We start from the raw sequence: 23,846 nt of genomic DNA on the forward strand, positions 1-23,846 counted from the left end.
GGGGTCCGTCCCTGCGCCAAGCGCGTAATTCAGCCGCGCTTTTCGAGCGCATCGATGAACATGCCGGCCACGTTGAATCCGGTTTGCTGCCGGATCTCCTGGAAACAGGTCGGGCTGGTGACGTTCACTTCGGTCAGATAATCACCGATCACGTCCAATCCTACCAGCAACAAGCCCCGTTGGAAAAGCTCCGGCGCCAGCGCATGGGCGATTTCCTGGTCGCGCGCCGACAAGGGCTGCGCCACGCCGGTACCGCCGGCCGCCAGGTTGCCGCGCACTTCGCCGGCCTGCGGGATGCGCGCGAGACTATAGGGCACCGCTTCGCCACCGATCAGCAGGATGCGCTTGTCGCCCTTGGCAATTTCAGGGATGTAGCGCTGCGCCATGACCGTGACACTGCCATGATGAGTCAGGGTTTCGATAATGGCGCCCAGGTTCAGGCCATCGTCACGTACGCGAAAGACGCCGGTGCCGCCCATGCCATCGAGCGGCTTTAGGATGATGTCCTGGTGCTCGGCATGGAAGGCACGCAGGCGCGCCATGTTGCCGGTGACCAGAGTCGGCGCGGTAAATTGCGAAAACTGCGCGATTGCCAGCTTTTCATTATGGTCGCGCACGGCGCCAGCCCGGTTGACGATGCGCGCGCCCTGTCGCTCGGCAATTTCCAGCAAATACGTGAGGTACACGTATTCCATGTCGAAAGGCGGATCCTTGCGCAGCACCACGACATCGTAGGCGGCAAGCGGCTGGGCAGCCTTCGGTTCGGCACGGTACCAGTCATCGGCCTCGCCGGTGAGCTGGATGCGGGCGGCATTGGCCATCACCTTTCCCTGCTCCAGCGCCATGTCGGACTGCTCGAAGGCATGAATCTCATGGCCGCGCGAAGCCGCCTCGGCCATCATGGCATAGGTCGAATCCTTGTACGTCTTGAAGGTCGACAGCTGGTCGGCCAGGAAAGCGATTTTCATTAATAGATTTCCGGATTCGGGTCGGTCTTTTCCATTTCCAGCGAACCGGCCAGCAAGGCCAGGCGCGCCACCACGCCGTACATGTAGAAGCGGTTGGGCGCGGTGGTGCCGGGCTTGGCTTTCAGGTCGGGCAAGGCATGCTGCTGGGCGAAGGCCAGCGGCACGAAATGGGCGCCGGGAGCGTTGAGATTTTCATCGACGCCGCGCTCGGCATGCACGCGGTAGAAGCCGCCAACCACGTAGCGGTCGATCATGTACACCACCGGCTCGGCCACAGCATCGTTGATATGCTCGAAGGTATGCACGCCTTCCTGGATGATGACGTCGGACACCTGCAAGCCTTCCTTCACCACCGACATCTTGTTGCGCTGCTTGCGGTTCAGGTCCTTGACTTCGGAAGCGTCGCGCACGGTCATGATGCCCATGCCGTAGGTGCCGGCGTCGGCCTTGACGATGACGAAGGGCGTTTCCTTGATGCCGTATTCCTTATACTTCTTGCGGATCTTCGCCAGCACGCTGTCGACGCTCGCTGCCAGGCAATCTTCGCCGGTGCGCTCGTGGAAATTGATCTGGCTGCACTTGGCAAAGTAGGGATTCAACATCCACTGGTCGACATCGATCAGCTTGGCGAACTTCTTCACCACTTCATCGTAGGCGGCGAAGTGATTGCTCTTGCGGCGCACGGCCCAGCCGGCATGCAGCGGCGGCAGCAGGTTTTGCTCCTGCAGGTTTTCCAGGATCGGCGGAATCCCCGACGACAAATCGTTGTTCAGCAAGACCGTGCAGGGATCGAAATTCTTCAAACCGACGCGGCGGCCATTCTGGATACGCTCGAGCGGTTCCAGCGTCAGGGTCGTGCCGTCCGGCAGTTCGATCGGCGTCGGCGCCGTCACGTCCGGCGATAGCGAACCCAGGCGCACGTTCAAGCCGGTCTGGCGGAAGATCTGCATCAGTCGCGAAACGTTTTGCAGGTAAAAGGTATTGCGGGTATGGTTTTCCGGGATGAGCAAGAGATTCTTAGCATCCGGACAATACTTTTCAATCGCTGCCATCGCCGCCTGGACAGCCAGCGGCAGCATTTCCGGCGACAGGTTGTTAAAGCCGCCCGGGAACAGGTTGGTATCGACCGGCGCCAGCTTGTAGCCGGCGTTGCGCAAATCGACCGAGCAATAAAACGGCGGCGTATGCTCCTGCCATTCAAGCCGGAACCAGCGCTCGATCGCCGGCGTGGCCTTCAGGATTTTCTTTTCGAGGTCGAGCAGCGGCCCATTCAGAGCCGTGACCAGATGCGGAACCATATACACCCTTTAACAAACGATGGAGTTTGACGCAGATTTTAGCGGGAATCGTCCCTTTGCGTGTACGGCATGCACAAACAGCAATGATTCCAATCAGGCTAAAAATACTTTTTGGGTTAATTCAGATTAGGACAATTTCGTGAATTTAAAGAAGCTTGACCATAAAAAAGCGCCTCCTGAGGAGGCGCCCGAACAACCCGGCATGGGTTGAATATCTTTTAATAATCCACGGTTGCTACGATCACAGGTGATAGGCGGATTCGCCGTGGCTGGCGATATCGAGGCCTTCGCGCTCCTGCTCTTCCGTCACGCGCAGACCGATCACCAGATCAACCAGCTTGTAGGCAATCAGCGATACCACGCCAGACCAGATGAGGGTAATCGCGACGCTCTTGACCTGGATCCACACTTGATGACCCATGGCGAAGTCGGCTGCCTGCGTGCCGCCCAAAGCAGGTGCAGCAAACACGCCGGTCAGGATGGCGCCGATGATGCCGCCCACGCCATGCACACCGAACACGTCGAATGCATCGTCCGCGCCCAGCATCCGCTTGAGGCCACCAACACCCCACAGGCAGACCAGGCCGGCAACCAGGCCGATCACGATCGAACCCATCGGGCCGACGAAGCCGGCAGCCGGGGTCACGGCAACCAGGCCAGCCACGGCGCCGGATGCAGCACCCAGCATGGAACCCTTGCCCTTGGTCATGGCTTCACCGGCGATCCACGACAAGGTGGCGGCGGCAGTCGCCAGGACAGTGTTGACGAACGCCAGACCTGCGACACCGTTTGCAGCACCAGCCGAGCCGGCGTTAAAGCCGAACCAACCCACCCACAGCAGCGAGGCACCGATCATGGTCATGGTCAGGCTGTGCGGCTTGAGCGCTTCCTTGCCGTAGCCGATACGCTTGCCGACCACATAGGCGCCCACCAGACCGGCGATACCGGCATTGATGTGCACCACGGTGCCGCCGGCGAAGTCGAGCGCGCCATCCTTGCCGAGCAAGCCGCCGCCCCAGACCATGTGAGCCATCGGGATGTAACTGAAGGTAAACCACAGCACGGAAAACAGCAGCACGGCGGAAAACTTGATGCGCTCGGCGAAAGAACCGACGATCAGCGCGCAAGTGATGGCCGCGAAAGTGCCCTGGAAGGCCACGAACACGTACTCGGGGATGGTTGGCAGTGCGCCGGACAGGGTGTCGGGACCGATACCCTTCAGGAACAGCTTGTCCAAGTTGGCAAAAAATGTCCCCTCGCCGCCGAAGGTCAGGCTGAAGCCGTAGATGGCCCACAGGAGCGACACCAGCGAGAACACCACGAATACATGCATCAGCACCGACAGCATGTTCTTGGAACGCGCCAGACCGCCGTAGAACAGCGCCAGTCCCGGAATGGTCATCAGAATGACCAGCAGGGTCGACGTCAGCATCCAGGAGGTGTCACCCGAGTCAAGCTTGGGAGCAGCCTCTGCCGGAGCAGCTTCCGCCTGGGCGGCGGGTGTTGCTGCGGGCGTTGCGGCTGCCGCGGTTTCGGCAGGAGCAGTTGTGGCTGCCGTTGCCGTCTCAGCAGCCGGCGCGGCTGTCGTTTCTTCCGCAGCCACGGCCGATGGCGCCAGGCCGACTGCGGCCAGCAGCGCGGCCGCTGCCAGGAATCGTGCAAAATAAGATTTCATCATAGTCTCCTCAGAGGGCTTCTTTGCCGGTTTCGCCGGTACGGATACGCACGACTTGCTGCAGATCGTAGACGAAGATCTTGCCGTCGCCGATCTTGCCGGTGCGGGCAGATGTCTCGATCGCCTCGATGGCGCGCTCGACGATATCGTCATCGACCGCCGCCTCGATCTTGGTCTTCGGCAGGAAATCGACCACATACTCGGCGCCGCGGTACAGCTCGGTATGCCCCTTCTGGCGGCCGAAACCCTTGACCTCGGTGACGGTAATGCCTTGCACGCCAATGGCGGACAGGGCTTCCCTCACTTCATCAAGCTTGAAGGGTTTGATGATTGCAGTAATCAGTTTCATGAGAACCTCTTACAGGTTGAATTAGAAAGTCTTGCTGATCGAAACAACAACGCCGGTGTCGGTCACGTCCTTGGATTTGCCCGCAGCATTGACGACATTCGGATAAGCCGCCCGGTCAGCATTGGTGCCGACGACTGCCAGGCCGAGCGTGGCGAAACCGAAATCGCGCGACAGGCTGACCTTGTAGTCGGTATAGTTCAGGCTGCCGTAGTTCTTCACCCATTGACGACCCACATGGAAGCCCAGGCTGGTTTTCTCGGCGACTTCGAACGTGGCACCCAGGTCGAGGTAACCGGAACCCTTGGAATCGCCATTGCCGCCGCCCGAAGCGGTGTTCAAGCCGAAGAAGTCGGTGACGTTGTAGCTATACTTGGCCGAGAACCACTTGTAGGAGGCGCCAACATAGATTTCAGTGTTGTTGTACTTCTCGCCGGTGTTGCCGATCGAGGAACCCGGGTAGTAGTAGTACAGCACGCCGACGTCGGCGGTCAGATCCTTGACCGGCTCAAACTTATAGCCGCCGTAGAAGTCCATCTCGATGCTGCCGCCGTTGGTAAACTGCAGGCCGCTCACGGTGGAGTTCCAGTTGCCCAGGTAAAAGCCGCTGGAATGCGCATAATCGAACCCGCCTTGTACGGTCGGTTGCTTGAAGGTTTGGGAGATACCACGGAAACGATAGTCCGATGCGACCGTCAGGTTGCCGGAAAAGGAATGCGGAGACGCAGCTTCTTCAGCAAAGGCTGGCGCAACAAAGGTAGCGAGGACTGCAGCGGTGAGCATTAATTTTTTCATGGTTCTTCCCTGTGAGTGTTAAGGTAAAAAATGCTTGATGATGTAAGCTTTACCGTACTTAGCAGGAGCCGTGCCACCCTGTTACCGTGCAGATGTATTAATCAAAAGGCAAATATTTATTGCCAATTAGTAAAATCTTGTGGCGTAGGCAATTTGATATGCACCGTTTTGGTTCAATCACGTGCTGACGCATCAAAATAGTGCTTTTAATTTCTGAAAATAAATCGTTATGACTAAACCGAACTTCCTCGACGATCTTCAAGCGAAGATCCAGCAAGCAATCGACAACTCGCCCATGAAGGATGTGGAAAAGAATGTCAAAGCCATGCTCAACCAGGGGTTTTCGCGTCTCGATCTTGTGACACGTGAAGAATTCGATATCCACATACAGGTGCTGGCAAAGACCCGTGCCAAGCTGGAAGAGCTGGAAGCACGGGTTGCGGAACTGGAAGCCCAGTTGAAAAACAAATAAATAGAGTCGTCGGGTTGCTGCCGGCACCAGCCATGCCGGCGGAGCCGTTCCAGTGTCCGCACCGCTTTCCAGGCAGGAGTCGCCATCATGCGCATGACTGACGAAGAGTATTTCCGCAGCTGCATCGCCAAGGAACGCCAGCTTGCGCATCTACTGGGACACCACAATATTGAAGAACTCTATGAAAGCGCGGGGACACTTTGGGCCGGCAACAAGGCGCTGCCCAAGTGGACGCGCGACTGGAAAGCCTGCGGCCAGCTGTTGGCGCAATATGAATTGCCCGTCGCCTTCATCAAGGAAGCAGGGCAGGAGCACAGCACATCGGTGCAAATAGGAAACATCAAGATTTGCCTGACCGATCATCCCAATGCCGAGCGGGCCATCATGTTCGGCATTGTCAAAGCGGTTATTTCTTCGTTGGAACATCATAAAAACCACAAAACCGCCCAAGCCTAAGCCAGCGTGATATAGGGCAAAGTTGGATGGATGCAGCAACGTTAAGCTTGCTTTTTTTCAATTAAAGCAAGGCGAGCGATGAGTCTGGCAGTCCTGAAAAGTCGTGCATTGACTGGCATGCAGGCGCAGGAAGTCACGGTCGAGGTGCACCTGGCGAATGGTTTGCCCTCCTTTACGATCGTCGGCTTGCCCGATACTGAAGTCAAGGAAGCCCGCGACCGCGTGCGCGCCGCCCTGCAAAACGCCCAGTTTGAATTCCCCTCGCGACGCATCACCGTCAACCTGGCGCCAGCCGACTTGCCGAAAGAATCGGGACGGTTCGATCTGCCGATTGCCCTGGGGATCCTGGCCGCCTCCGGACAAGTGCCGGCACACGAACTGGAACATTATGAATTCGCCGGCGAATTGTCGCTGTCGGGTGAATTGAGGCCGATCCGCGGCGCGCTCGCCATGACCTATGCCATGAGCGTCAGCAGCAAGCCGGGAAGCCGGCGCGCATTCATTCTTCCGCTTGCGAATGCCGAAGAAGCCGCACTGGTTAGGGAAGCTGCCATTCTGCCCGCGGCGTCGCTGCTGCAGGTATGCGCACATTTCGCCGGCAAGGAAAGCGAAGACCGGCTGGCACGATTCCAGGCAAAGCCGGCTGCCGACGCTATCCCGTACTATCCGGATTTTTCCGAGGTCAAGGGACAATTGCACGCCAAGCGGGCGCTGGAAGTGGCGGCGGCTGGTGGACATAGCGTACTGATGGTCGGGCCGCCCGGCACCGGCAAATCCATGCTGGCTGCCCGCCTGCCCGGAATCTTGCCGCCCATGTCGGATGACGACGCCCTGGAGTCCGCCGCGGTGCAGTCGCTGACCGGCGGCTTTGCCGCGACGCGCTGGAAGAAGCGCCCCTACCGCACGCCGCATCACACGGCGTCGGCGGTTGCCCTGGTGGGCGGCGGCGGCAATCCGCGTCCCGGCGAAATCTCGCTAGCCCATCGCGGCGTCCTGTTTCTCGATGAATTTGTGGTTTAACTTTTTTGCTAATATTGTCCAATATTAATTAATTGCGATAAATCAATGATTTACGCAAACGGACAAGATAGTGAAGCCACAGACAATCATCCAGGATATAGGTGCCTATCAAGATTACACATTTGAGGCAATAAGTAATAAAGCTCTTGCCGTACTGAATTCGGCTGGCACCCGGGTAGGAATATCTCACCAACCCAAAATTTCCGCTTTAATTAGATTCCTTGAATGTTTTCTGCAAGTTAGTGGGCAAGGGGTTACGTTAACCACGATTCGCAGCGCTAGTTTCAACAGCATCTGCGAGCAGTTTGTCGGCGCATTGAATTCCGACGATTTCGCGTCATTATCAATTAGTAGCCGTTACGCTTATTGTTCGGCATTCAAGGCCCTTTTGGTTGAGCTTCGAGCCGAGTTTTCACAAGTTAATGCAGAGCAGTTTTCACCGGCCAGTACCGGCCCTACGTCCTTTGTCGATGCATGCAAAGAGAAGTATGCGCTCCTACAACTCCAAGAGGAGCAGGTGTGGCTTTGGCGGAATTGGCCTTCCACAAACAGAGTCGGGCGCGTCACCCATTTCCCGCTATACCTTATCTACAAAAAGTTGGGGCGTGAATTTACTCAGCGTCTTTTTGAAGCGTGCGATCAATATTTCAGCGGTAGGAAATCGAGCCGAATTGTCGGACTAAAAGAGCTTGCCGCATTTATTGGAGAGTATCCTCGAGAGCTTTCCCCTAGTGATTTTCGCTCTTCGAATTTTATAACAAGATTTTGGCGAGAATTTCTAATCTATTACTCGACTACTCGATTTGCCGCCGATAGCAATATCCACACAATTACACGAGACTGGCGCAATGAACTTGTTACGTTCGTTGAACATTATTTGGTGGGGAATCAATTATTCGCCCGCCCTTTCGGCGAATTCCCTAAAGCCCCAATCAAACATCGCCCTAAATCGCATACACAAATACGAAAATTAAAAGACGGGACCGAGATTAAGGTTAAATTGCTAACCCATATTCCGCTCCATATTACGGATTCCCAAGCGCTAGAACTCCTGTTTTATCAAATTCGCCGTGATGTAGGAATAATAAAAACATGGGCTAATTGTGCTGTCAAAGATATTTGGGGTCGTTATCGGCGTCGAATAGTAGCGCAATCGCAAGGCCAAGTAAGACTCATCGGCGGGACTAGCGAATACACAAGACAAGGCTGGATCGTCGATCGGGCCAATCCCAACTACTTCGAAAATATCGCTGCCACGTTTGCTTATCATGGTTACTTAACGAGTAACGACTGTGCACTAACAAGTCTTTATGGACGCGATCTCCAACAAGCGGCTCATGACCTCGGAATACCAACGACAAGCTCCCTACTTCCACATTGTGCATTACTCGTGGCCGAGCACCCGATTATTACGCCGTCTTTTCTCGAGGGTCTCGAACTCTACAATAAACATGGAAAGCGGACCGGCCTCAAAAAAATCGATGGAAAATACGTTTTAATTGGCCGCAAAGATCGCAAAGGCCCAGTGAAAAGCCAACAAAAAGTTGCCTTAACGGGCGAGACTGCCAAGATCGTCCTACAAATCATTGCGCTAACAAATCCACTTCGCAAATTTCTTAAAGAGCGCGGTGATGATAAGTGGCGAAGACTACTCTTAACTAGCGGGATCGCTTTTAGTTACCCAACTGCGGTGAACCGGATAGCGACGTGCACTTCAATGGCCTCAAGGCGAGCAGCCACGGCACAAAGCATTCAATGCTCCGCCAACATAAGTATCGGTGAGAGCACTGATATAGCTGATCGTTTCAGTCTGCCTACGTTAAGAGCAAGTGCAGGGGTATTAATCTACTTAGAAACACACGATGTCAAAAAAATGGCGGAAGCCCTCGGGCACGCCGAGTATTCGCGGAGCTTGCTTTCCCGATACTTGCCAGAACCGATTCTGGCATTCTTTCAAGAACGGTGGATCCGCATTTTCCAAGCGGGCATTCTCGTAGAGGCCCTAAAAGATAGCAAATACCTACTTAAAGCCACGAGTTTCGCCAGCATGGCGGAATTACATGAATTCTTAACTAACCACGCATTGCGAAAAATTCCGGATTCATTTTTTAATCAAGAAGAAAAACCCGATAAGCCGAAAGACCAACCAGGTGAATTATTAATTGGAGTAAGCCCTGGCATATTAACTGCGCTAGCAAGCTTAAAAATCGCAGTGTCCAACGCTCACAGTCGGCCCTCTGGAAAGGCCGTATATTGGTCGGAAATAGCAACCCAAGTCATTGATCACATCGAAAGTGAAAAGTGCAAGCGTGAAGATCTCAAAGGCTATTTGACTACCGCACTTCAAGAGGCAAATCCAAAAGCAATGGAATCCATTATTTATGAGTAAAGCATCCGCTCTTCCCAAGGAACTCGAATTCATAGCGCTAATCAACTTGGATCGGGCTGAAGAATATCGTTCTGCATGGTGGTTAAAAAGCCCTTTTCCCAATAACAGCTGGGAGCTTGATTTCGGCCTTGGGAGTAAATTCCAAATCGATTTCCGAGTGCAACTAGAAGACAATAGCTGGCTAACTGATCCACAACATCACCAGCTCCTTGAGCTTTTCAAATGCTGGCTTTGTGTACAAACCCATTTCGATTCAACTGGACAAGTTACATTAACAAATATCGCCTGCTATCACCGCGTAAGCCGGACATTTAGATTAATTGATTATTTTCTGTTAAATACTGCTTACTTTAAGCTCGCCAGTTATGGCCTGGCAATTGTCACTGACACTGACATTAGACGGTTCTTCTCAGACCTTGCAACATCATCCTCTACGGCCGAATCCATCTACAGATGGCATGATCGGTTAACGGCGTATCTAAAGGACGGGATTAGTAAGCTTAACGAATCCGAGGTGCAGGCTATCTTAAAAGAAAAGCCAGCCCTCGGAGAAATCGAAGTCGATATTTGCGATCGCTCGCTGGAATTGAATGATCAAGAGCTCATTCGAGCAAGAGCTTTTCTTTGGTCCAAAGGTTTTTACAAAAAAGCCTGTGCAAATGTGGACTATCGCTATGGACCGAGATCGAAGCAGATTTCCGACGCAGTCTACGCAAATACGCTATGGGGAAAGATTCAGGCCAAGCCAATTCCCGAAGAACTACATTTTCATCAGATCGATCGATATTATCGGGAATACTCTAGCGTCCCCGTTCGCACGGCGCTTGAAGATAAACTAAGTCTTGCAACCTTGAGCGCATGGAAACAGACGCTCCGTTCCATGGGGCTGTTATCGGAACTTGAATTGCCAGTCCCCTTAGAAGCGCTAAACTTAACGGATGAAATTGCGCTGCACGATTGTTTGCCCCTGAAACCAAGTGGGCGATTTCGCACGTTGCCACAAAGCCTCGTTTTCACCTCATTAAAACAGGCTATCGAGTTCTCGTTGGAGTATGGAGAAGACTTAATTACCAGCTACCTGAATATTGCAACTGCGGCGAAAGCGAGCGATAAGAGTATTTGGGACTATTGCGCTCAGAATGGCATAAAACCTTTACTGACCGAAAAGCTTCGCCGGCAAGGCGTTCGCACATTGCATCTAGGTTTTGAGATGAGTTTCAGTGAAAGTAATCCTAATAAACCAGGCTCTATCCGTCCGCCAAGTAGTGAGTATTTTCGGCGCATGCGAGCCAATGAAGGTTTTTTTGAGCTACTTCACGTTTTGTATGGCGCCATAGAAGTCTCTGTCGGAACCCTCTCCGCTAGAAGGCAAGGTGAGTTAATCGATCTGAAGACTGCGCAGTGCCTTGACCAGTCGCGCCAATACTTGGTTTTTGAGAACCGTAAATCAGGTTTCGACGGCATGCGACAAAAGGAAGTCCGACCGATTCCCGAAATCTGTGCTTCGCAGATCGGCATGCTAGAAAGACTGCAAATTGAGTTAGTCGAACGCGGGATAATCGGAGAGACAACGCAATTATTCGCCCGTCCCAAGGTGCCCTCCTACCTTCCTTCGTCAGTATCGCACTCGTACTACAACGCTGCGCTTGACATGTTCTGTGATTACTTTGAGCTTGCCCTTGATGAAAAGGGACGACGTTACTACATCCGGCAGCACCAATTGCGCCGATTTTTTGCCATGCTCTTTTTTTGGGGAAGATCGTTTGGCGGCATAGAAACGCTGCAGTGGTATCTTGGCCACACTGACATGGAACATCTTTACCACTACATTACTGAATCGACTTCAGGCGCGGTACTAAATGGTGCCAAAGCAGCGTACGGGGCAGAAGCGTTAAGGAGGGAGCCAGCAGAAACGGGCGGGCTGGCTCAGCTTGCAAGAAAACATTTTAACGTCGAAAAGTTTTCATTACTCGACAGCGAAGAACTTGAAGAATACGTTTTCTTTCTTCTTGAAAGCGGGACCGTCACCATCGAGCCGCATTTCTTCCAAACTCCCGAAGGAAAGGAATTTAAAGTGATGGTTAAGATTACAGGCGAAATAAATGAAAACTGATCCCCGCCTTGAGAAAAATTCAGCGTCTGTGCGGGCGCTTGATAAGCTTTTACAAGAAGCCATTGATAACCCAGCTTCTTATGCCGCAGACAATCAGTTTATTGCTGCCCTCAAGTCGCAAGGCGCGCTCGCTAAATTTTCTAGAGAAGATGCTGGCATTGCTCCTTCATCGATCAATACCATCAAGCGTATCGCCGAAGACATCTTGGCAGATGGATTCCAGGGATTTGATGCACGGCGAACATCTGCCGCTGATGCGATCGGCATTTTCCTTGAGCGATCAGCACGATCAGGCAAGCGGACGAAAGCTGCTTTATCAGAGCAGATTGATGAGTTGAAGGATTTGCTTCAAATCGCTCTGCAAGACTGCTGGCATCTCACCATGGCGATTAACAAGTCATTTAACCAAGGTCTCAGCTATGCGCGAGACTCCAACAATCCAATTATTTTGGAAAAATGTCTGCGTGAACAGAAAGCGCTACGATTACAGATGTCCCTGTGCAAACGCCCGGCCTTACGCAAGGAGGACTGATACATATGGCAAACAGTCAGCTCTATCAGCTTACTCAAACGTCATTTCGCTCGTTTTCCCATCTAGATTGGGAAGGAAATATTGCAACAGACCTGGCAGACAATATTCCGATGATTTACTGGCCAGATCGTCGATGGTGCCTTGAAGCGAACATCTTTATACAAAGGCTTTATAAACAAGGCCTATCTAGGAAAAACGGTGGTGGGACACTCACAACTTACGCTGCACAACTTTCGCATCTGATCCGTTTTTGTTTTAAGAATAAAATTGATTTTCACGACCTAATGGATAATCACTTCACTCTTTTTATTAAAACTTTATCGGGCGAAAAAAAGAAAGATGGAACGAACCAAGCGGTTCGAGGGCCTAATGCAGTGAGGGCAATTGGAAAAGTCTGCCTCGATTTTTTGAGTGCGGTCGGTGATTTTTATGGCGATGCCAATTTTATCGGCCCGACTGGCAGGATCCTAGCAAGCAAAAAGACTCACATTATTCAAAATACTCGGCGGTCGAGCAAGCCAATTATTAGGGAATACTGGCATCATAATGCGTTCCCAACCGCAGATAGTTATAAATCTCGTTTGCCGGTTAGCACAGAAAATGTGCGTCAGCTACGAGAGGTCATTCAACATGCAAGTTCTTCGGTCTATCTAAAAAAGCGCCGATATGTCTTGATTACGTTATTGGAAATCACTGGTGCCAGACGATTTGAAGTAGCCCATTTAACTGTGCAAAGTGTACTCGGCGCAGAACAGATGGAATATCCGATGTTGAAAGTTCTGACCGGAAAAAAAGGGGGAAATAATGAAGAATTCCGGCTTATTCCTGTATTACGCGCCGATCTAAATATTTTGTTGGAATTTGTCAGAAAGAATCGCGCCCCTCTTATCAAACGAACTTGCGGAGCGCGTAACGACAATGGAATTCTGTTAGTTAATGAACGAACTGGGCAAGGTTTACGGCCCAATACAATAACCCAAGAGATATCACTTCTTCGCTTGGCGGCCGGCATTAGGGGCGATCTTTCGCCACATTTATTCCGACATGCCTTCGTGACCAATCTTTTTATCGCGCTAATTGAACGAGAGAAGATAGAAACCGCCGATGACTTCCGGCGAGCGCTTTTAGACGGAGAAGCATTAAAGCGGGAAGTTCGTGAATGGACTGGACACACACGATTGGAATCGCTTGAACCCTATATTCATATTGCATTTGCGCTTCGCGCTTCAACACAAAGCGTGATTAACCAGGCGCATGTCTCCCGACTTCTTGAATCTGTGCGCGCCAAATTTTTGGTCCTAAAAGCAGAGAATACGGCTCAACTTTCTTCGAACGACAATTTGGCTAGTCTAGAAAGCTTCCTTAATGCGGCGTTAGCAGATATTAGTCACATTAAACGACTAGCAGATTCATAGCTTGGTAGTATTTACATCGCTATCTGGAAACTGTATGGCTTAGGCATATTCGCCGAATAAATCATTCTGACACGATGCTCCTCCCACAGCATCTTCCGCTATTGAGCGAATTGCCTGCACCCCTTCGTGCCATTCTTTGGCTGTTTGTACTTCGCAAAGTCCCTGATAAAGCGCCATCATCGTGCCGGTCATCACAACGGGTCGGGCAAGTCGCACAAATCCTTTTCCAAAAAATTTTGCGCGGAATGCCACTTGATAGGGCTTTTCAAATGTGAGAGGGCCTTTCGACAGCCGCACTTTAGGCTGATAAGACACTACTGAAGTTACTTGCGACGCCCCAATTGGATTTAAGCTCGCCAAATTTTTGGCGTAAATCGCATCAAAGATACCGGCGTTGGATTGCTCTTCTATACTGACGTCACTTTGACATAGCAACGCATAGTGAGATCTTTTCTCAATGCCACCGCGGCTCGTCACAAACATATGTCTTGGCAAATCTACTAAATTGCCATTATCGCCAAGGTACGCAAGCCACAACAGCAAACTTGATGGTGTCACATCAACGCTTTTCGGCGCACTTTTCATTGGCGTAAAAAGCACCTCTACCTCCCGACCCGGCGACTGATTTCTAGCCAGTTCCGCCGACGTCCCCAGAGAATTGCCAATACCCCAGGCGAACACGCCGTTGCCGGCGCGGCGCTCCAACTCTTTGCGCCTCAATATCGTATCCAAAGATTGACCTGCCTCTGTCCCCATCTTAGTCCAGCAAAACACACGAGGGATTTCCGGATTGCATTCTGCCAGCCTTCCCCTAGCCCGCTTGATCGCCTCATAAGAATTCTGCAGCATGGTTCGCCTCTTTTGCAGTTTTTTAGTATTATACTTACATTATGCAAAAACTGCAAAAAGACTGGCCCATTGTTTGCGCAATACTGAATCACAAGCTCGCCTCATTCGAAGGCGGGCCAAACGAGCTTGCACGCCTTGCGGGTATTAATTATTTTGCGGCGCGTCGGTTTCTTTCAGATCGGGTTCATAACCATACAAAGAACGCCGAAAAGTTATGCGAATTTTTTGAGATTGACATTACAGAAACTGCAAAAGTGCAAACCGATTTGCTGGAAATGCTGACTGGGTTGGTCAAACAAGTTTGGGATGGCTCGGCAGCCCATGCTGAATTACTTGCCGGGTTAATTAAAAGTACCGAACCGTTTAAAGTGGCAGAGCGACAACAGAAACCTTAGGGTTTGGTCCTTGATAAGATAAAGTACGCGTGCACAAGGAGTCCAATTTGCCTAACAATGCACAACAATTCAAAGTACGACTCGCGCAGGCGACCGGCCTGTCCGATTCTGCGATTAATGCAGCTTGGCCAGAATGGTGGAGTGATGCCGCAGATGCCTCCCCATCGGCCCAGGCAGAACTCCGCTTTTCCATCGCAAGAAATCTAGGATTGGACCCTCGCTCGCTACTAGATGACCAAGCACCACGCTTTGTTTGGAATGAAGCGGCAAAGTACAAAAACTTTACCGGCGATCAAGAGCGGGATCGCCCCGCGATTACGTCGTTTGGCGCATCTGTTAGTCGTACGCTTGTTCGCGCTGTCCCCCAGCATTATTCTCTGGTCGGCGTTCCCGCCTTTACCATTCGACAAAGCATATTGGCGAATAAGTCATTTATTAGCTTTGTCGACTTGCTTGGATTGGTATGGGGAATGGGCATTCCTACGATTCACTTAAAAGTCTACCCGCTGTCAGCCAAGCGAATGTGTGCAATGGCAGTTAGGATCGGCGAGCGAGCAGCCATTTTGCTAGCCAAAGACTCACAATATCCCGCCTCAATTGCCTTTCACCTTGCGCATGAAATCGGGCACATTGCGCTTGGACATATTGATGAGGGGTCAGCCTTAATTGATATGGAAGATCCGGCAGAACAAACCGAAAATATCGACGATGAAGAACTTGCCGCTGACCGCTACGCGCTCGAGCTATTGACCGGCGACCCGAATTTCACCATTGAGAAACAAGGTCAAGGACGAAACGCCCGACAGTTAGCAAATGAAGCCTTGCAGACTGGGCCAGCCCACGGTATCGAGCCAGGGACGCTTGCATTATGTTATGGCCATGTTACGAAAGAATGGGCAACTGTGCAGGCGGCCATGGCACATATTTACACTAATGCGAAACCGGCATGGTCTGAAACCAATAAAGTAGCGGCGCGCGAAATCAGTTGGGAATTGTTGAGCGATGAAAGAGCGAGTTTTCTGCATGCCGTTATGGGAGGCATTTGAATGACTGGAGCGCTCATCGATAATGACGTCCTCTACAAGACGGCGGCATTTGGGGTACTTGGCAAAATGATGGCGTCGGGGCCATTTCGAGTCCAGCATTACAGTATGCTCGGCGCGGCCAAATACATGATTACCAAAAGGCTGACTAAGCGTCCGCCAGCAAGGGGCAGCAGCTCAGCGCTGGCAGAATTTGAGGCAGCAATTGCCGCGATATCTGTGTTGGAACCCACCGACGAGGAGATTCGGTTTGCGGCCACTCTCGAATTTCTCGCTCAGGAACTTAACTTGGAGTTGGATGGCGGCGAGAGCATTCTTTGCGCCATTTTATTAAATCGTAAAAGCGACTATATTTTTACCGGAGACAAGCGCGCCATTCGCGCGGTGAGTGGCTTGCTCGCACAAGACAATACACTCGGTTTATCTGAAAAGATTGTATGCCTTGAGCAAATTTTCATGTGGCTAATCCAGCATGCCGACAGCACAGAAGTGCGAACGGCAATCTGCGCGGAGCCGACCGTAGATAAGAGCTTAGCGAATTGTTTCAGCTGCCTTTCCCCAACCGTTCAGATTGAGTCGTGGCGTGAAGGGTTAAATAGCCATATCGAGGATCTGAAGCAGCGTGCCCCTGGAGTACTCGCTACCCATAATTAATTTCTCAGGAAAACGGCATACGGCTCGCACAGTTCGGCAACCAAACTAATCTTCACAACTGGATCATCTGGCTCGGGTGGGGCAACGATAGTATCCGTCAACTCCAAGCATGCCTTATCGACCCGCCCGCCGATGTATCGATGCCCTAACCTTCCTTGACTATTGCCGACCGCAACCTGGGCCTTATTTAGCGGCAAAATTAATTCTTCACGGCGCAATTCTTTAATAGCCAGAGCAAAGCGGGAACCCAGAACATGGATTGGCTTTGGAATGGTATTCCATGTTTTGCCATCGATTGAGTATTCCTCGGCACGCACCGGTTCAGCAAAATGATTCGAGTTCATCTCTTGCATGCACAAAAAAATCTTTTGCCCTTTTTGAGCTTGCTGCTTCGCGAATGGCTGCACCATCGTCGCAGGGTGACAAGTGCCACCACCATAACCCCATAGCGCAAAGCCGGCATCCTCGATTTCCTGAGTCTTGCGTTTAATAATACTTTCAAGGTCTTCTTTGGCGTGAACACCTACTTTCATGAATAGGATGCCTTGCTGTGGCTTGATGATGTCTGGCATTCACTTCCCTCCCTCAAAATAGTCATAGTAGTACTCGTCATCATGCGCCTGCCCATAATCCACGCGCTTCTTCTCTCGGACATATTTGATATGGATATGGCGATCTTTGCCGTAAAAATGGGAGAGGCGTTCAGGATCGGTAATCGGTTCGGACAGATCGATTGCCGAGATACCTGGCAGCGACTTTAGCATGAGGTTACATGATCGAAGGTCCGGATTGTCGTCCAAGTGATAAAGATGTACTCGTGACGCCATACGTTGAATGTAAAAGCCATTTTGTAGAGCGAAACGCTGCGTCGCGGCCAGAACATGCTGCGGCCACTCTAACTCATGATCATCAGCGATCACCACCATGCCTTCGCCATTATTACCTACCGCCTCCATGCCGCGCTGCACGAAAACATTCACGCTTGCGCCATCGTTGCTCGCGCCCCAAGGCGGATTGGTATAGAAACAATCGAAATCGCCAAGCTGAGGAAAGGCATCCAGGCAGTTATAGAGCTGTGCACTTAAAGTAGATAATTGCTCTTTATCGGCGAACCGAGTGACGGCGCCGCAAATCCTCTCATCAAAATCGAATACCTTAATTTCGGATGGCCCATACCCTAAGATGCCGCGGTGCCTGAGATATGCTACGCAAACACTAATGGCATCACCATCACCAATGAACGCAAGCCGCTTATTGTCGGCCCACTTGGCTACCAATTCACTTTGCAGCACCATATCCCCTGTTTTCATATAGATCTGGTCCATTTCTCGCAGGGGGCGAGGCCGATTTTGGACAACATCAGAAATCGCGTTAATTGCCGCTCTTAAGTCTATATCGCGTCCGTCCGCCATGTACGATCCTCGTTATTGTTTTGCGAAAGCAATAATTACACTGCATCTTCCATGTTCTGCCCATCCCATAAATATGGGATAAGACGATGTGCAAATTTTATAAACCTGACAACCGCGGCGGCGGTGCCAATAGAATCGCAGTGCGAACAGCCCGCTCTATGCATCTAATGTGTATGTTCGGTCCTTCGAGCTGACTCTACTTTTGCTGAACCTGAAATTCATGCTAAGTTGCTCGAACAACAATGTACACTCCCTAGGTTAGTTATATATATTGCATCAATAATATTACGACTACTAACTGAATATGCATTCTAAATTTACTGCGTTCGAGCCTTATGAGAATGTCTTCATAGGGAATTTCCTTTTTGGGATTGGCCTTCACGTGGGGACTCGCCTTCAGGGTAGGCAAGTGCCAATGTGTATAAATTTGCTACAGCAAAGTCCTATGGATCGGTTACTTGGTGACGTTTTACTTGAGTTACCGGGAACAGTTCGGTTATTTGAATTCAAACGTAGCAGTAATAAGTCGGCAAAAGAACACGATAAGGCGAAACTCTTGCGTACAGCGATATCAGGCGCACCGGCTCTTGAGCCAGTCTCTCGTGCTATTCACTGGTACGTGCAATCGTTTCCCGTGAGGCAGGATGAGGAGCCACGGATCCTACTATCACCCTATCTTGACTTCGGCACGACGCAGTCGGCTGCTAAGGAAGATCTAGCTGTTTATATACAGAACTTAGTGAATGACGCGCTTAATCCTCATGCGCCGCGCGCAGATCCTAATCTTGTCAGAGCTTATTTGGATTTTGTCTCAACGTGGAATGGCGCCGGAAGCGTTTCCACTGGCGGCATGCTGGTTCATATTGATGGGAAAGGTTGCCTGCGTTATGCGGTTTTGCCGGACATACGGGAGCTTTCGCTACAACATAGCATGTATGTCGACCGCTATTTGAACGGGTCACATGAACGGACACGGGATAACAGCCACCAGCACCAGGACAGGCACAAGTCCTCATTTGAACTAGGCCGATAGGAACAATGATGAACGAATACAGCCTCGCAAAGACTGCCGCCGCTGTCTTTGAAAAAACGGCGGAGCATCAGCGAGAGGTAGAGGCGGTCCTTACTGCATTGGCGTCTGCGATTACCCAATTCAAGGCACGGTCCGAGGCGTTACCTGCGCAGGTTCACCGGGAAGTTGAGCGCAACCTTTCTGAGGCGGCACGGAAGGCAGCGGCAGAAATAGCCGCAAGTTGGAACGATGCAAACACACATGCTGAAAAAGCTACAGAAGCATACAAGAAAGCGGCCATATGGGCGCCCTGGAAAATAGCAGCTATCGCGATGCTGTCCACCCTTTTCGGGATTGCGGGGATGGTGATAGTTGCACGATCAACGTTTCCTGATGCCCAAGCCATAGCTGCCTTGCGGATCGAAGAAGCCAATTTACGTGCGCAAATTCAGCAATTGACGGCTCGAGGCGGATACGCCACTCTGGCAAGTTGCCAGGATTCCAATGGACGTCAACGCCTATGTGTGCAAATTGATGAATCGGCAAAAACTTCCGCTAAAGGCTATCGCATTGTCAAAGGATATTGATTAAGGCAGTAACCCTCGAAACGGTTTCACAGCTTTGTTATTCCGATCCAGCCATCAACACCATTGAGCTTGATCCCTTTGGTCACAATGATTCCCTCCCTGGCTTCTTTGCGCCATCGTGACAGCATGAAGGGATGAATGTCCAGTGATTGGGCCACATCCTGTATCAACACGCCGGGCACGTCGCTAAGCTTGACTGCTGTGGCTTTGAATTCGTTACTGTAACGGTGCGTCTTTCGTAGTCCTGGCTTACCCATTCCCCACTCCTCAATCGTTAGATTAAGGTGTCAACTATTTCGTGGGAAGATCCAGCTCCGGGGTGAGTGACAAGTTAGGCTTCTCATGGCAATAACTGAATACCAAACTGGCGAACAAGTAGAGCAAAGAAACCAAAACACAATACAGTAATACCTACGCAGGAAAGCATGGTGAGCCAGAATCCGAGTCGAGGCAGAAGTACTGGAAATGCCAAGAACATGGGAAGTGTCGGCACCACATACCAGAATGTGTACCAAGCATGGTTAGCTATTTTGGCTTGGGGCTGTTTCTCGATATAGAGCCAGATTAGAGTCAGTAAAGTAATCATGGGGAGCGCGCCGATAAACCCGCCAAGCTTGTCGCTCCGCTTTGCGGCCTCTGAGACGATAACCACAACGGCTGCAGTGATCAGGTATTTGGTAGCTATCCAGCTCAAAATTGTCTCCTGATGCGTCTAATATTCATTTTCAAAGTTATTCATCGCGTGAACAGCGCCATGATGATCATGGAAGGCGCTGTCACGAAGAGCGAAAAGCACATCATGATAGCTGATCGAAATGCTTCCGGAAAAATTGGCGGCGATCTGTTTCGCAGTCCATCTAGCTGCCAATTTTCGATTGCCGACATGTCGCAATGATGTCCCGTGCCGGATTGTAGAGAGCATTCTTGACCCCCATCGTTCCCAATACCGTGTGATAAACATTATCATGGCTGAGTGGCCGATCCTGAAGCGTGCGAATACAGCTTGGCTCGATGGCATTTCGTCGATGAAAACCATCTGACATCCAAAGTATCATCGGCACACGTGTTTGATTATCCGGCGCCAATAAATAAGGCGCACCATGAAGAAACACCCCCTTTTCCCCAAGCGACTCCCCGTGGTCCGACACATAAAGCAATGCCGTGTCATACTGGCCCGATAAATCTTGCAGGAATCCGATTGCGCGGCTCAGGACATAATCCGTGTACAAAATCGTGTTGTCGTAGGTATTGTGGATCTCCTCCAACGAGCACGCGCCTAGATTGCTGGTACGGCATGTCGGTTTGAATTGCTCGAAGGCTGCAGGATAGCGACGCCAGTATGCAGGCCCATGGCTGCCGATTTGATGCAGTACCACAAATTGGTCGCCGCTTCTTGACGCGACGGACGCTGTCAAGCCCTCTAATAAAATCTCGTCATAGCAATAATCTTCGGAGCATAGCTTCGGCGCCATAGCCGGGTTCATGTTGATCGTTGGCACACGCGCGCAAATTCCCTTGCATCCAGAGTTATTGTCTCGCCATTCCACATCCACGCCAGCTTTTACCAACGCGTCAAGAAGATTGGTTCGGCTAGCCGCACGCGTCACATCAAAACCATCGCGCTCCAAGCCGGAAAACATGCAAGGCAGCGAGATGGCGGTGGCCGTACCACAGCTCGTAACTTGGTTGAATCGATACAGGTTCTCCACCGCGCCGAGGCGAGGGTTAGTCGCGCGAGAGTGCCCCAGCAATTGGAAGTCGGCGGCTCTGGCCGTCTCACCAACCACCAGCAACACTAGCAGTGGCTTACCGCCGGCTATGTCGGATAGACGGCTTACGGCGCCATCTACATCGACAAGTTGTGCAGATTGAGATACTGCCTCGTGACGCAGGTAACGCCAGCTGGCGTACATCAGATTCCCCGGATTTATCAGGTACCGCAATGGCTTATGTTCTCGTACCAATGCGGCAAACCTGCCGGTGTTGGGAAGCATGGCAGCGGTAATCAATATTGCGCCGCCCACTATGAAAACGAACCGTTGCGTAATATGACAACGGGGTGAAACCTGTGTCAATGGCATTCGCCATAAGAACCAGGCCGGGAAAACGCCAAGTAGCAGGACATATCCAGCTAGACGCACATTGAACAAGCCCAGCGCCTCAGTGGCATCGGTTTGCACGACATTGCGCACCATATCGCGATCTATGACGATACCGAAGCTATCCACGAAATACGCACAAGTAGCAGCGATGGCAATCAGTGCCACCGCCACTGATCGCATCGCAACACGCCCAGGCATAAGGAGTAACAGCGATGCATGCACCCAAAATATAAGCAAGAACAGCGCAGGAAAAAAAGCCGTGCTGCTCATGCTGGTGGCAGGCATGGCATTTGTTGCGGAACGCCAGAATTGCCAGTTGCACAGTAGCGCGAGTACGCATGCCGCCACTGAGGAAAAGGAAATGTCCGGATAGCGGCTCGGCAGGCTTTTTACTGCGTGTAGCACGCTAGTTAAGGAAAATAACATTCTGATTTCAACTAATATTCATTGTGAACGGGCGGGCCTGCGAAGCGATGCATCAGCAGATCAAATGCAACGTCTGCAGCAAATCAGACACTGTTAGGTTGTGCATCTGCAACCGACAAAATCAATAGGGATTAAAATAAAGAGGCACGCCTATTTTTTTCGTGCGCGTCGTCGTTGAGGCTTGGCGCTGCGTGATTTTTTTCAGCCGGCGGCTTGGGCGGCTTGCTTGATCGGCCGATCCAAAACAGTATCCCAAGGATCACCAAGGCCATGAGCGCTGATACCGCGATCAAGGTATAGAAAAGTTCCGTTGGCACCAAACGGCCGCCTAGATTGATCATCTGTCCCACGCAATTGAGTTTGCCGGCATATACTGCCGGCCTTTATTCCATACATGGCCGTAATGGCTCTCAATTGATCATGGCGAGCCAATGGCATGCATTCGGCCAGCGATTGGCCACATGCCGTCATTTCAACGTAAATCAAACATTGGTGACTGGCTTGCCAGGCATGACGATACTGGCGAGCGCCTTGGTGCCGGCAGCGACGTCAAAATTACCCTTGGCTTCCAGCTTGTTTTCACCAGCGGGAGCAAGCTTTACCTCTTTTTTATTAGTCGCAGAAAGCAGCAGGACCAAAGCATCCACGTCTTTTGCCATGACCGGTTTGCCATGGTCTGCCATATACAAGGCAATGCTGTCCGGCTTGGCGACTAACTCGTAGTGAATATCCTTGACTAAGGTAACGATGCCACCATAAAGCGGTTTGGCGTCATGGACATGCGCCGCCCCCTTTTTCTGGTCATGATCATGGCCCTTATGGCCGTCGGCAGCAACAGCGGGCATGGACATCGCCAGCGCACTCAAGGTCGCCAGTAATCGGCGTTTTTTCAGATTCATACACGGCTCCTTTTCAGGGTTAATGAGAATGGAGCTCTTTGTCATCATGCGATGTCGGAATGAACGTATGCAGGTCGCTCGCCTGTTCACAGGGGGCTTGTTCAAGTTGTACCGTTGAATGATGAATGTCGAATTGCGTTGCTAGCATCGACCGAATTGCTGCCAGCAAACGGTCATTGGGCATTTCCGTCGCAGCGCAAACAACATGCACGGTCAGGCTGACTTTGCCGCTCGAGATCGTCCATACATGCAGATCATGCAGGCTCTGGACACCCGGCACTGCCAGGAGGGCTTGCTGGACTTTATCCAGACCGATGCCTTCCGGTACGCCTTCGAGCAAGACGTTCAGGCTTTCCTTGAGCAGCAGCCAAGTCCTGGGCAACACCCATAGCCCGATGGCGACAGCGACCAGCGAATCCACCCAGCTCCAGCCGGTGAACCGGATGATCAATGCGCCGGCAATGACGCCCAGCGACCCCAGCATGTCGCTCCAGACTTCCAGATAAGCGCCTTTCACGTTCAGGCTGTGTTCTTTTCCACCGCTGAGCAGACGCATGCTGACCAAATTAATGCCCAGGCCCAGCACCGCAACAATCAGCATCCCCGTCGACTGGATCTCGGGTGGATTTTTCAGGCGCTGATACGCCTCGAAAAGAATGTAGATTGCCACCAGAAACAGCAAGATGGCATTGAACGCTGCGGCCAGGATCTCGAAGCGGTAATAGCCGAACGTACGCTGACTATCTGCCGGCCGCTTGCCGATGCGTACTGCCACCAGTGCAATCGCGAGTGCCGCTGCATCGGTAAACATGTGCGCGGCGTCTGAAATGAGTGCCAAGCTTCCGGTTAGGACACCGGCGACTACTTCCGCAATCAGGAAGGTTGTCGTTAACAGGAGCGCAAAACGCAATGCCCGTTCGTTCTGCGTTCCAGGTACCGCGTGAGAATGTCCTGCGCCCATGGTCCGACCTCCTATCCTGATTTGGTG

Annotated in this window: 23 protein-coding genes and 2 pseudogenes; 12 read left to right on the forward strand and 13 right to left on the reverse strand. The window is 51.7% G+C overall.

Annotated elements, in window-relative coordinates:
• Positions 1-29: 29 nt before the first annotated feature.
• The 5 genes from gshB to EDC30_RS06400 all read right to left on the reverse strand — a co-directional run bounded on the left by gshB (position 30) and on the right by EDC30_RS06400 (position 5,082).
• Complete coding sequence (gene gshB, locus EDC30_RS06380; protein ID WP_132257965.1) at positions 30-968, reverse strand: glutathione synthase; 939 nt, start codon at positions 966-968, stop codon at positions 30-32.
• Positions 968-2,266, reverse strand: a complete 1,299-nt coding sequence (gene gshA / locus EDC30_RS06385) for a glutamate--cysteine ligase (RefSeq protein WP_132257966.1) — start codon at positions 2,264-2,266, stop codon at positions 968-970. Before gshA ends, gshB begins: the two co-directional genes overlap by 1 nt.
• 241 nt (positions 2,267-2,507) lie before the next feature.
• Complete coding sequence (locus EDC30_RS06390) at positions 2,508-3,941, reverse strand: ammonium transporter (protein ID WP_132257967.1); 1,434 nt, start codon at positions 3,939-3,941, stop codon at positions 2,508-2,510.
• A gap of 10 nt (positions 3,942-3,951) precedes the next feature.
• A complete protein-coding gene (glnK, locus tag EDC30_RS06395) occupies positions 3,952-4,290 on the reverse strand; it encodes a P-II family nitrogen regulator (protein WP_132257968.1) in 339 nt (112 codons plus the stop codon).
• 21 nt (positions 4,291-4,311) lie between these two features.
• Positions 4,312-5,082, reverse strand: a complete 771-nt coding sequence (locus tag EDC30_RS06400) for a TorF family putative porin (protein WP_132257969.1) — start codon at positions 5,080-5,082, stop codon at positions 4,312-4,314.
• Between the two features lie 229 nt (positions 5,083-5,311).
• Here EDC30_RS06400 and EDC30_RS06405 point away from each other — a divergent pair, with 229 nt between their 5' ends.
• From EDC30_RS06405 to EDC30_RS06435, 7 genes and pseudogenes are all read left to right on the forward strand, one after another.
• Positions 5,312-5,554: an accessory factor UbiK family protein gene (locus EDC30_RS06405; protein ID WP_132257970.1), complete on the forward strand. Its 243-nt coding sequence runs from the start codon at positions 5,312-5,314 to the stop codon at positions 5,552-5,554.
• Between the two features lie 87 nt (positions 5,555-5,641).
• Positions 5,642-6,010 (forward strand): aminoacyl-tRNA synthetase, encoded by a 369-nt coding sequence (locus EDC30_RS06410; RefSeq protein WP_132257971.1) that lies wholly within the window; start codon positions 5,642-5,644, stop codon positions 6,008-6,010.
• A gap of 78 nt (positions 6,011-6,088) precedes the next feature.
• Positions 6,089-7,018 (forward strand): annotated as a pseudogene (locus tag EDC30_RS06415) (YifB family Mg chelatase-like AAA ATPase); the annotation flags it as partial.
• Positions 7,019-7,100: 82 nt separating this feature from the next.
• Positions 7,101-9,419: a hypothetical protein gene (locus EDC30_RS06420; protein WP_132257972.1), complete on the forward strand. Its 2,319-nt coding sequence runs from the start codon at positions 7,101-7,103 to the stop codon at positions 9,417-9,419.
• On the forward strand, positions 9,412-11,532 hold the full coding sequence (locus tag EDC30_RS06425; protein WP_132257973.1) for a site-specific integrase: 2,121 nt from the start codon (positions 9,412-9,414) through the stop codon (positions 11,530-11,532). Before EDC30_RS06420 ends, EDC30_RS06425 begins: the two co-directional genes overlap by 8 nt.
• Positions 11,522-12,064, forward strand: a complete 543-nt coding sequence (locus EDC30_RS06430) for a hypothetical protein (protein ID WP_132257974.1) — start codon at positions 11,522-11,524, stop codon at positions 12,062-12,064. The genes EDC30_RS06425 and EDC30_RS06430 overlap by 11 nt, the downstream gene beginning before the upstream one ends.
• Before the next feature lie 5 nt (positions 12,065-12,069).
• Complete coding sequence (locus EDC30_RS06435; protein WP_132257975.1) at positions 12,070-13,479, forward strand: tyrosine-type recombinase/integrase; 1,410 nt, start codon at positions 12,070-12,072, stop codon at positions 13,477-13,479.
• A gap of 39 nt (positions 13,480-13,518) precedes the next feature.
• Here EDC30_RS06435 and EDC30_RS06440 read toward each other — a convergent pair whose 3' ends face one another.
• Positions 13,519-14,328 (reverse strand): hypothetical protein, encoded by an 810-nt coding sequence (locus tag EDC30_RS06440; RefSeq protein WP_132257976.1) that lies wholly within the window; start codon positions 14,326-14,328, stop codon positions 13,519-13,521.
• A gap of 41 nt (positions 14,329-14,369) precedes the next feature.
• On the opposite strand from EDC30_RS06440, the gene EDC30_RS06445 reads away from it, so the two are divergent.
• Genes EDC30_RS06445 through EDC30_RS06455 form a run of 3 tightly spaced genes read left to right on the forward strand, consistent with a single transcriptional unit; the run spans position 14,370 to position 16,420 of the window.
• A complete protein-coding gene (locus tag EDC30_RS06445) occupies positions 14,370-14,723 on the forward strand; it encodes a hypothetical protein (RefSeq protein ID WP_132257977.1) in 354 nt (117 codons plus the stop codon).
• Positions 14,724-14,770: 47 nt separating this feature from the next.
• The gene (locus tag EDC30_RS06450; protein ID WP_132257978.1) at positions 14,771-15,769 is read left to right on the forward strand and encodes a M48 family metalloprotease; all 999 of its coding nucleotides are present in this window, start codon (positions 14,771-14,773) and stop codon (positions 15,767-15,769) included.
• Positions 15,770-16,420 (forward strand): hypothetical protein, encoded by a 651-nt coding sequence (locus EDC30_RS06455; RefSeq protein WP_132257979.1) that lies wholly within the window; start codon positions 15,770-15,772, stop codon positions 16,418-16,420.
• Here the strand turns inward: EDC30_RS06455 and EDC30_RS06460 are convergent.
• A complete protein-coding gene (locus EDC30_RS06460) occupies positions 16,417-16,992 on the reverse strand; it encodes a hypothetical protein (RefSeq protein ID WP_132257980.1) in 576 nt (191 codons plus the stop codon). The genes EDC30_RS06455 and EDC30_RS06460 overlap by 4 nt on opposite strands.
• Complete coding sequence (locus EDC30_RS06465; RefSeq protein ID WP_132257981.1) at positions 16,993-17,832, reverse strand: bis-aminopropyl spermidine synthase family protein; 840 nt, start codon at positions 17,830-17,832, stop codon at positions 16,993-16,995.
• Between the two features lie 445 nt (positions 17,833-18,277).
• On the opposite strand from EDC30_RS06465, the gene EDC30_RS06470 reads away from it, so the two are divergent.
• The gene (locus tag EDC30_RS06470) at positions 18,278-18,865 is read left to right on the forward strand and encodes a hypothetical protein (protein ID WP_132257982.1); all 588 of its coding nucleotides are present in this window, start codon (positions 18,278-18,280) and stop codon (positions 18,863-18,865) included.
• A 5-nt stretch (positions 18,866-18,870) separates the two neighbouring features.
• Complete coding sequence (locus tag EDC30_RS06475; protein WP_165973748.1) at positions 18,871-19,431, forward strand: hypothetical protein; 561 nt, start codon at positions 18,871-18,873, stop codon at positions 19,429-19,431.
• Between the two features lie 83 nt (positions 19,432-19,514).
• On the opposite strand, the pseudogene EDC30_RS06480 reads toward EDC30_RS06475, so the two are convergent.
• From EDC30_RS06480 to EDC30_RS06500, 5 genes and pseudogenes are all read right to left on the reverse strand, one after another.
• Positions 19,515-19,688: pseudogene (locus tag EDC30_RS06480) on the reverse strand (transposase); the annotation flags it as partial.
• Between the two features lie 83 nt (positions 19,689-19,771).
• Positions 19,772-20,125, reverse strand: coding sequence for a DUF3147 family protein (locus EDC30_RS06485; RefSeq protein WP_132257984.1), 354 nt, complete (start codon positions 20,123-20,125; stop codon positions 19,772-19,774).
• A gap of 163 nt (positions 20,126-20,288) precedes the next feature.
• Positions 20,289-21,959 (reverse strand): phosphoethanolamine transferase, encoded by a 1,671-nt coding sequence (locus EDC30_RS06490; RefSeq protein ID WP_132257985.1) that lies wholly within the window; start codon positions 21,957-21,959, stop codon positions 20,289-20,291.
• 482 nt (positions 21,960-22,441) lie between these two features.
• Entirely contained in the window at positions 22,442-22,858 is a 417-nt protein-coding gene (locus tag EDC30_RS06495; RefSeq protein ID WP_132257986.1) for a hypothetical protein, read from the reverse strand.
• Between the two features lie 19 nt (positions 22,859-22,877).
• Complete coding sequence (locus EDC30_RS06500) at positions 22,878-23,819, reverse strand: cation diffusion facilitator family transporter (RefSeq protein ID WP_132257987.1); 942 nt, start codon at positions 23,817-23,819, stop codon at positions 22,878-22,880.
• Between the last annotated feature and the right edge of the window lie 27 nt (positions 23,820-23,846).

Source organism: Paucimonas lemoignei, assembly GCF_004342585.1.
GTDB classification, from domain to species: domain Bacteria; phylum Pseudomonadota; class Gammaproteobacteria; order Burkholderiales; family Burkholderiaceae_D; genus Paucimonas; species Paucimonas lemoignei.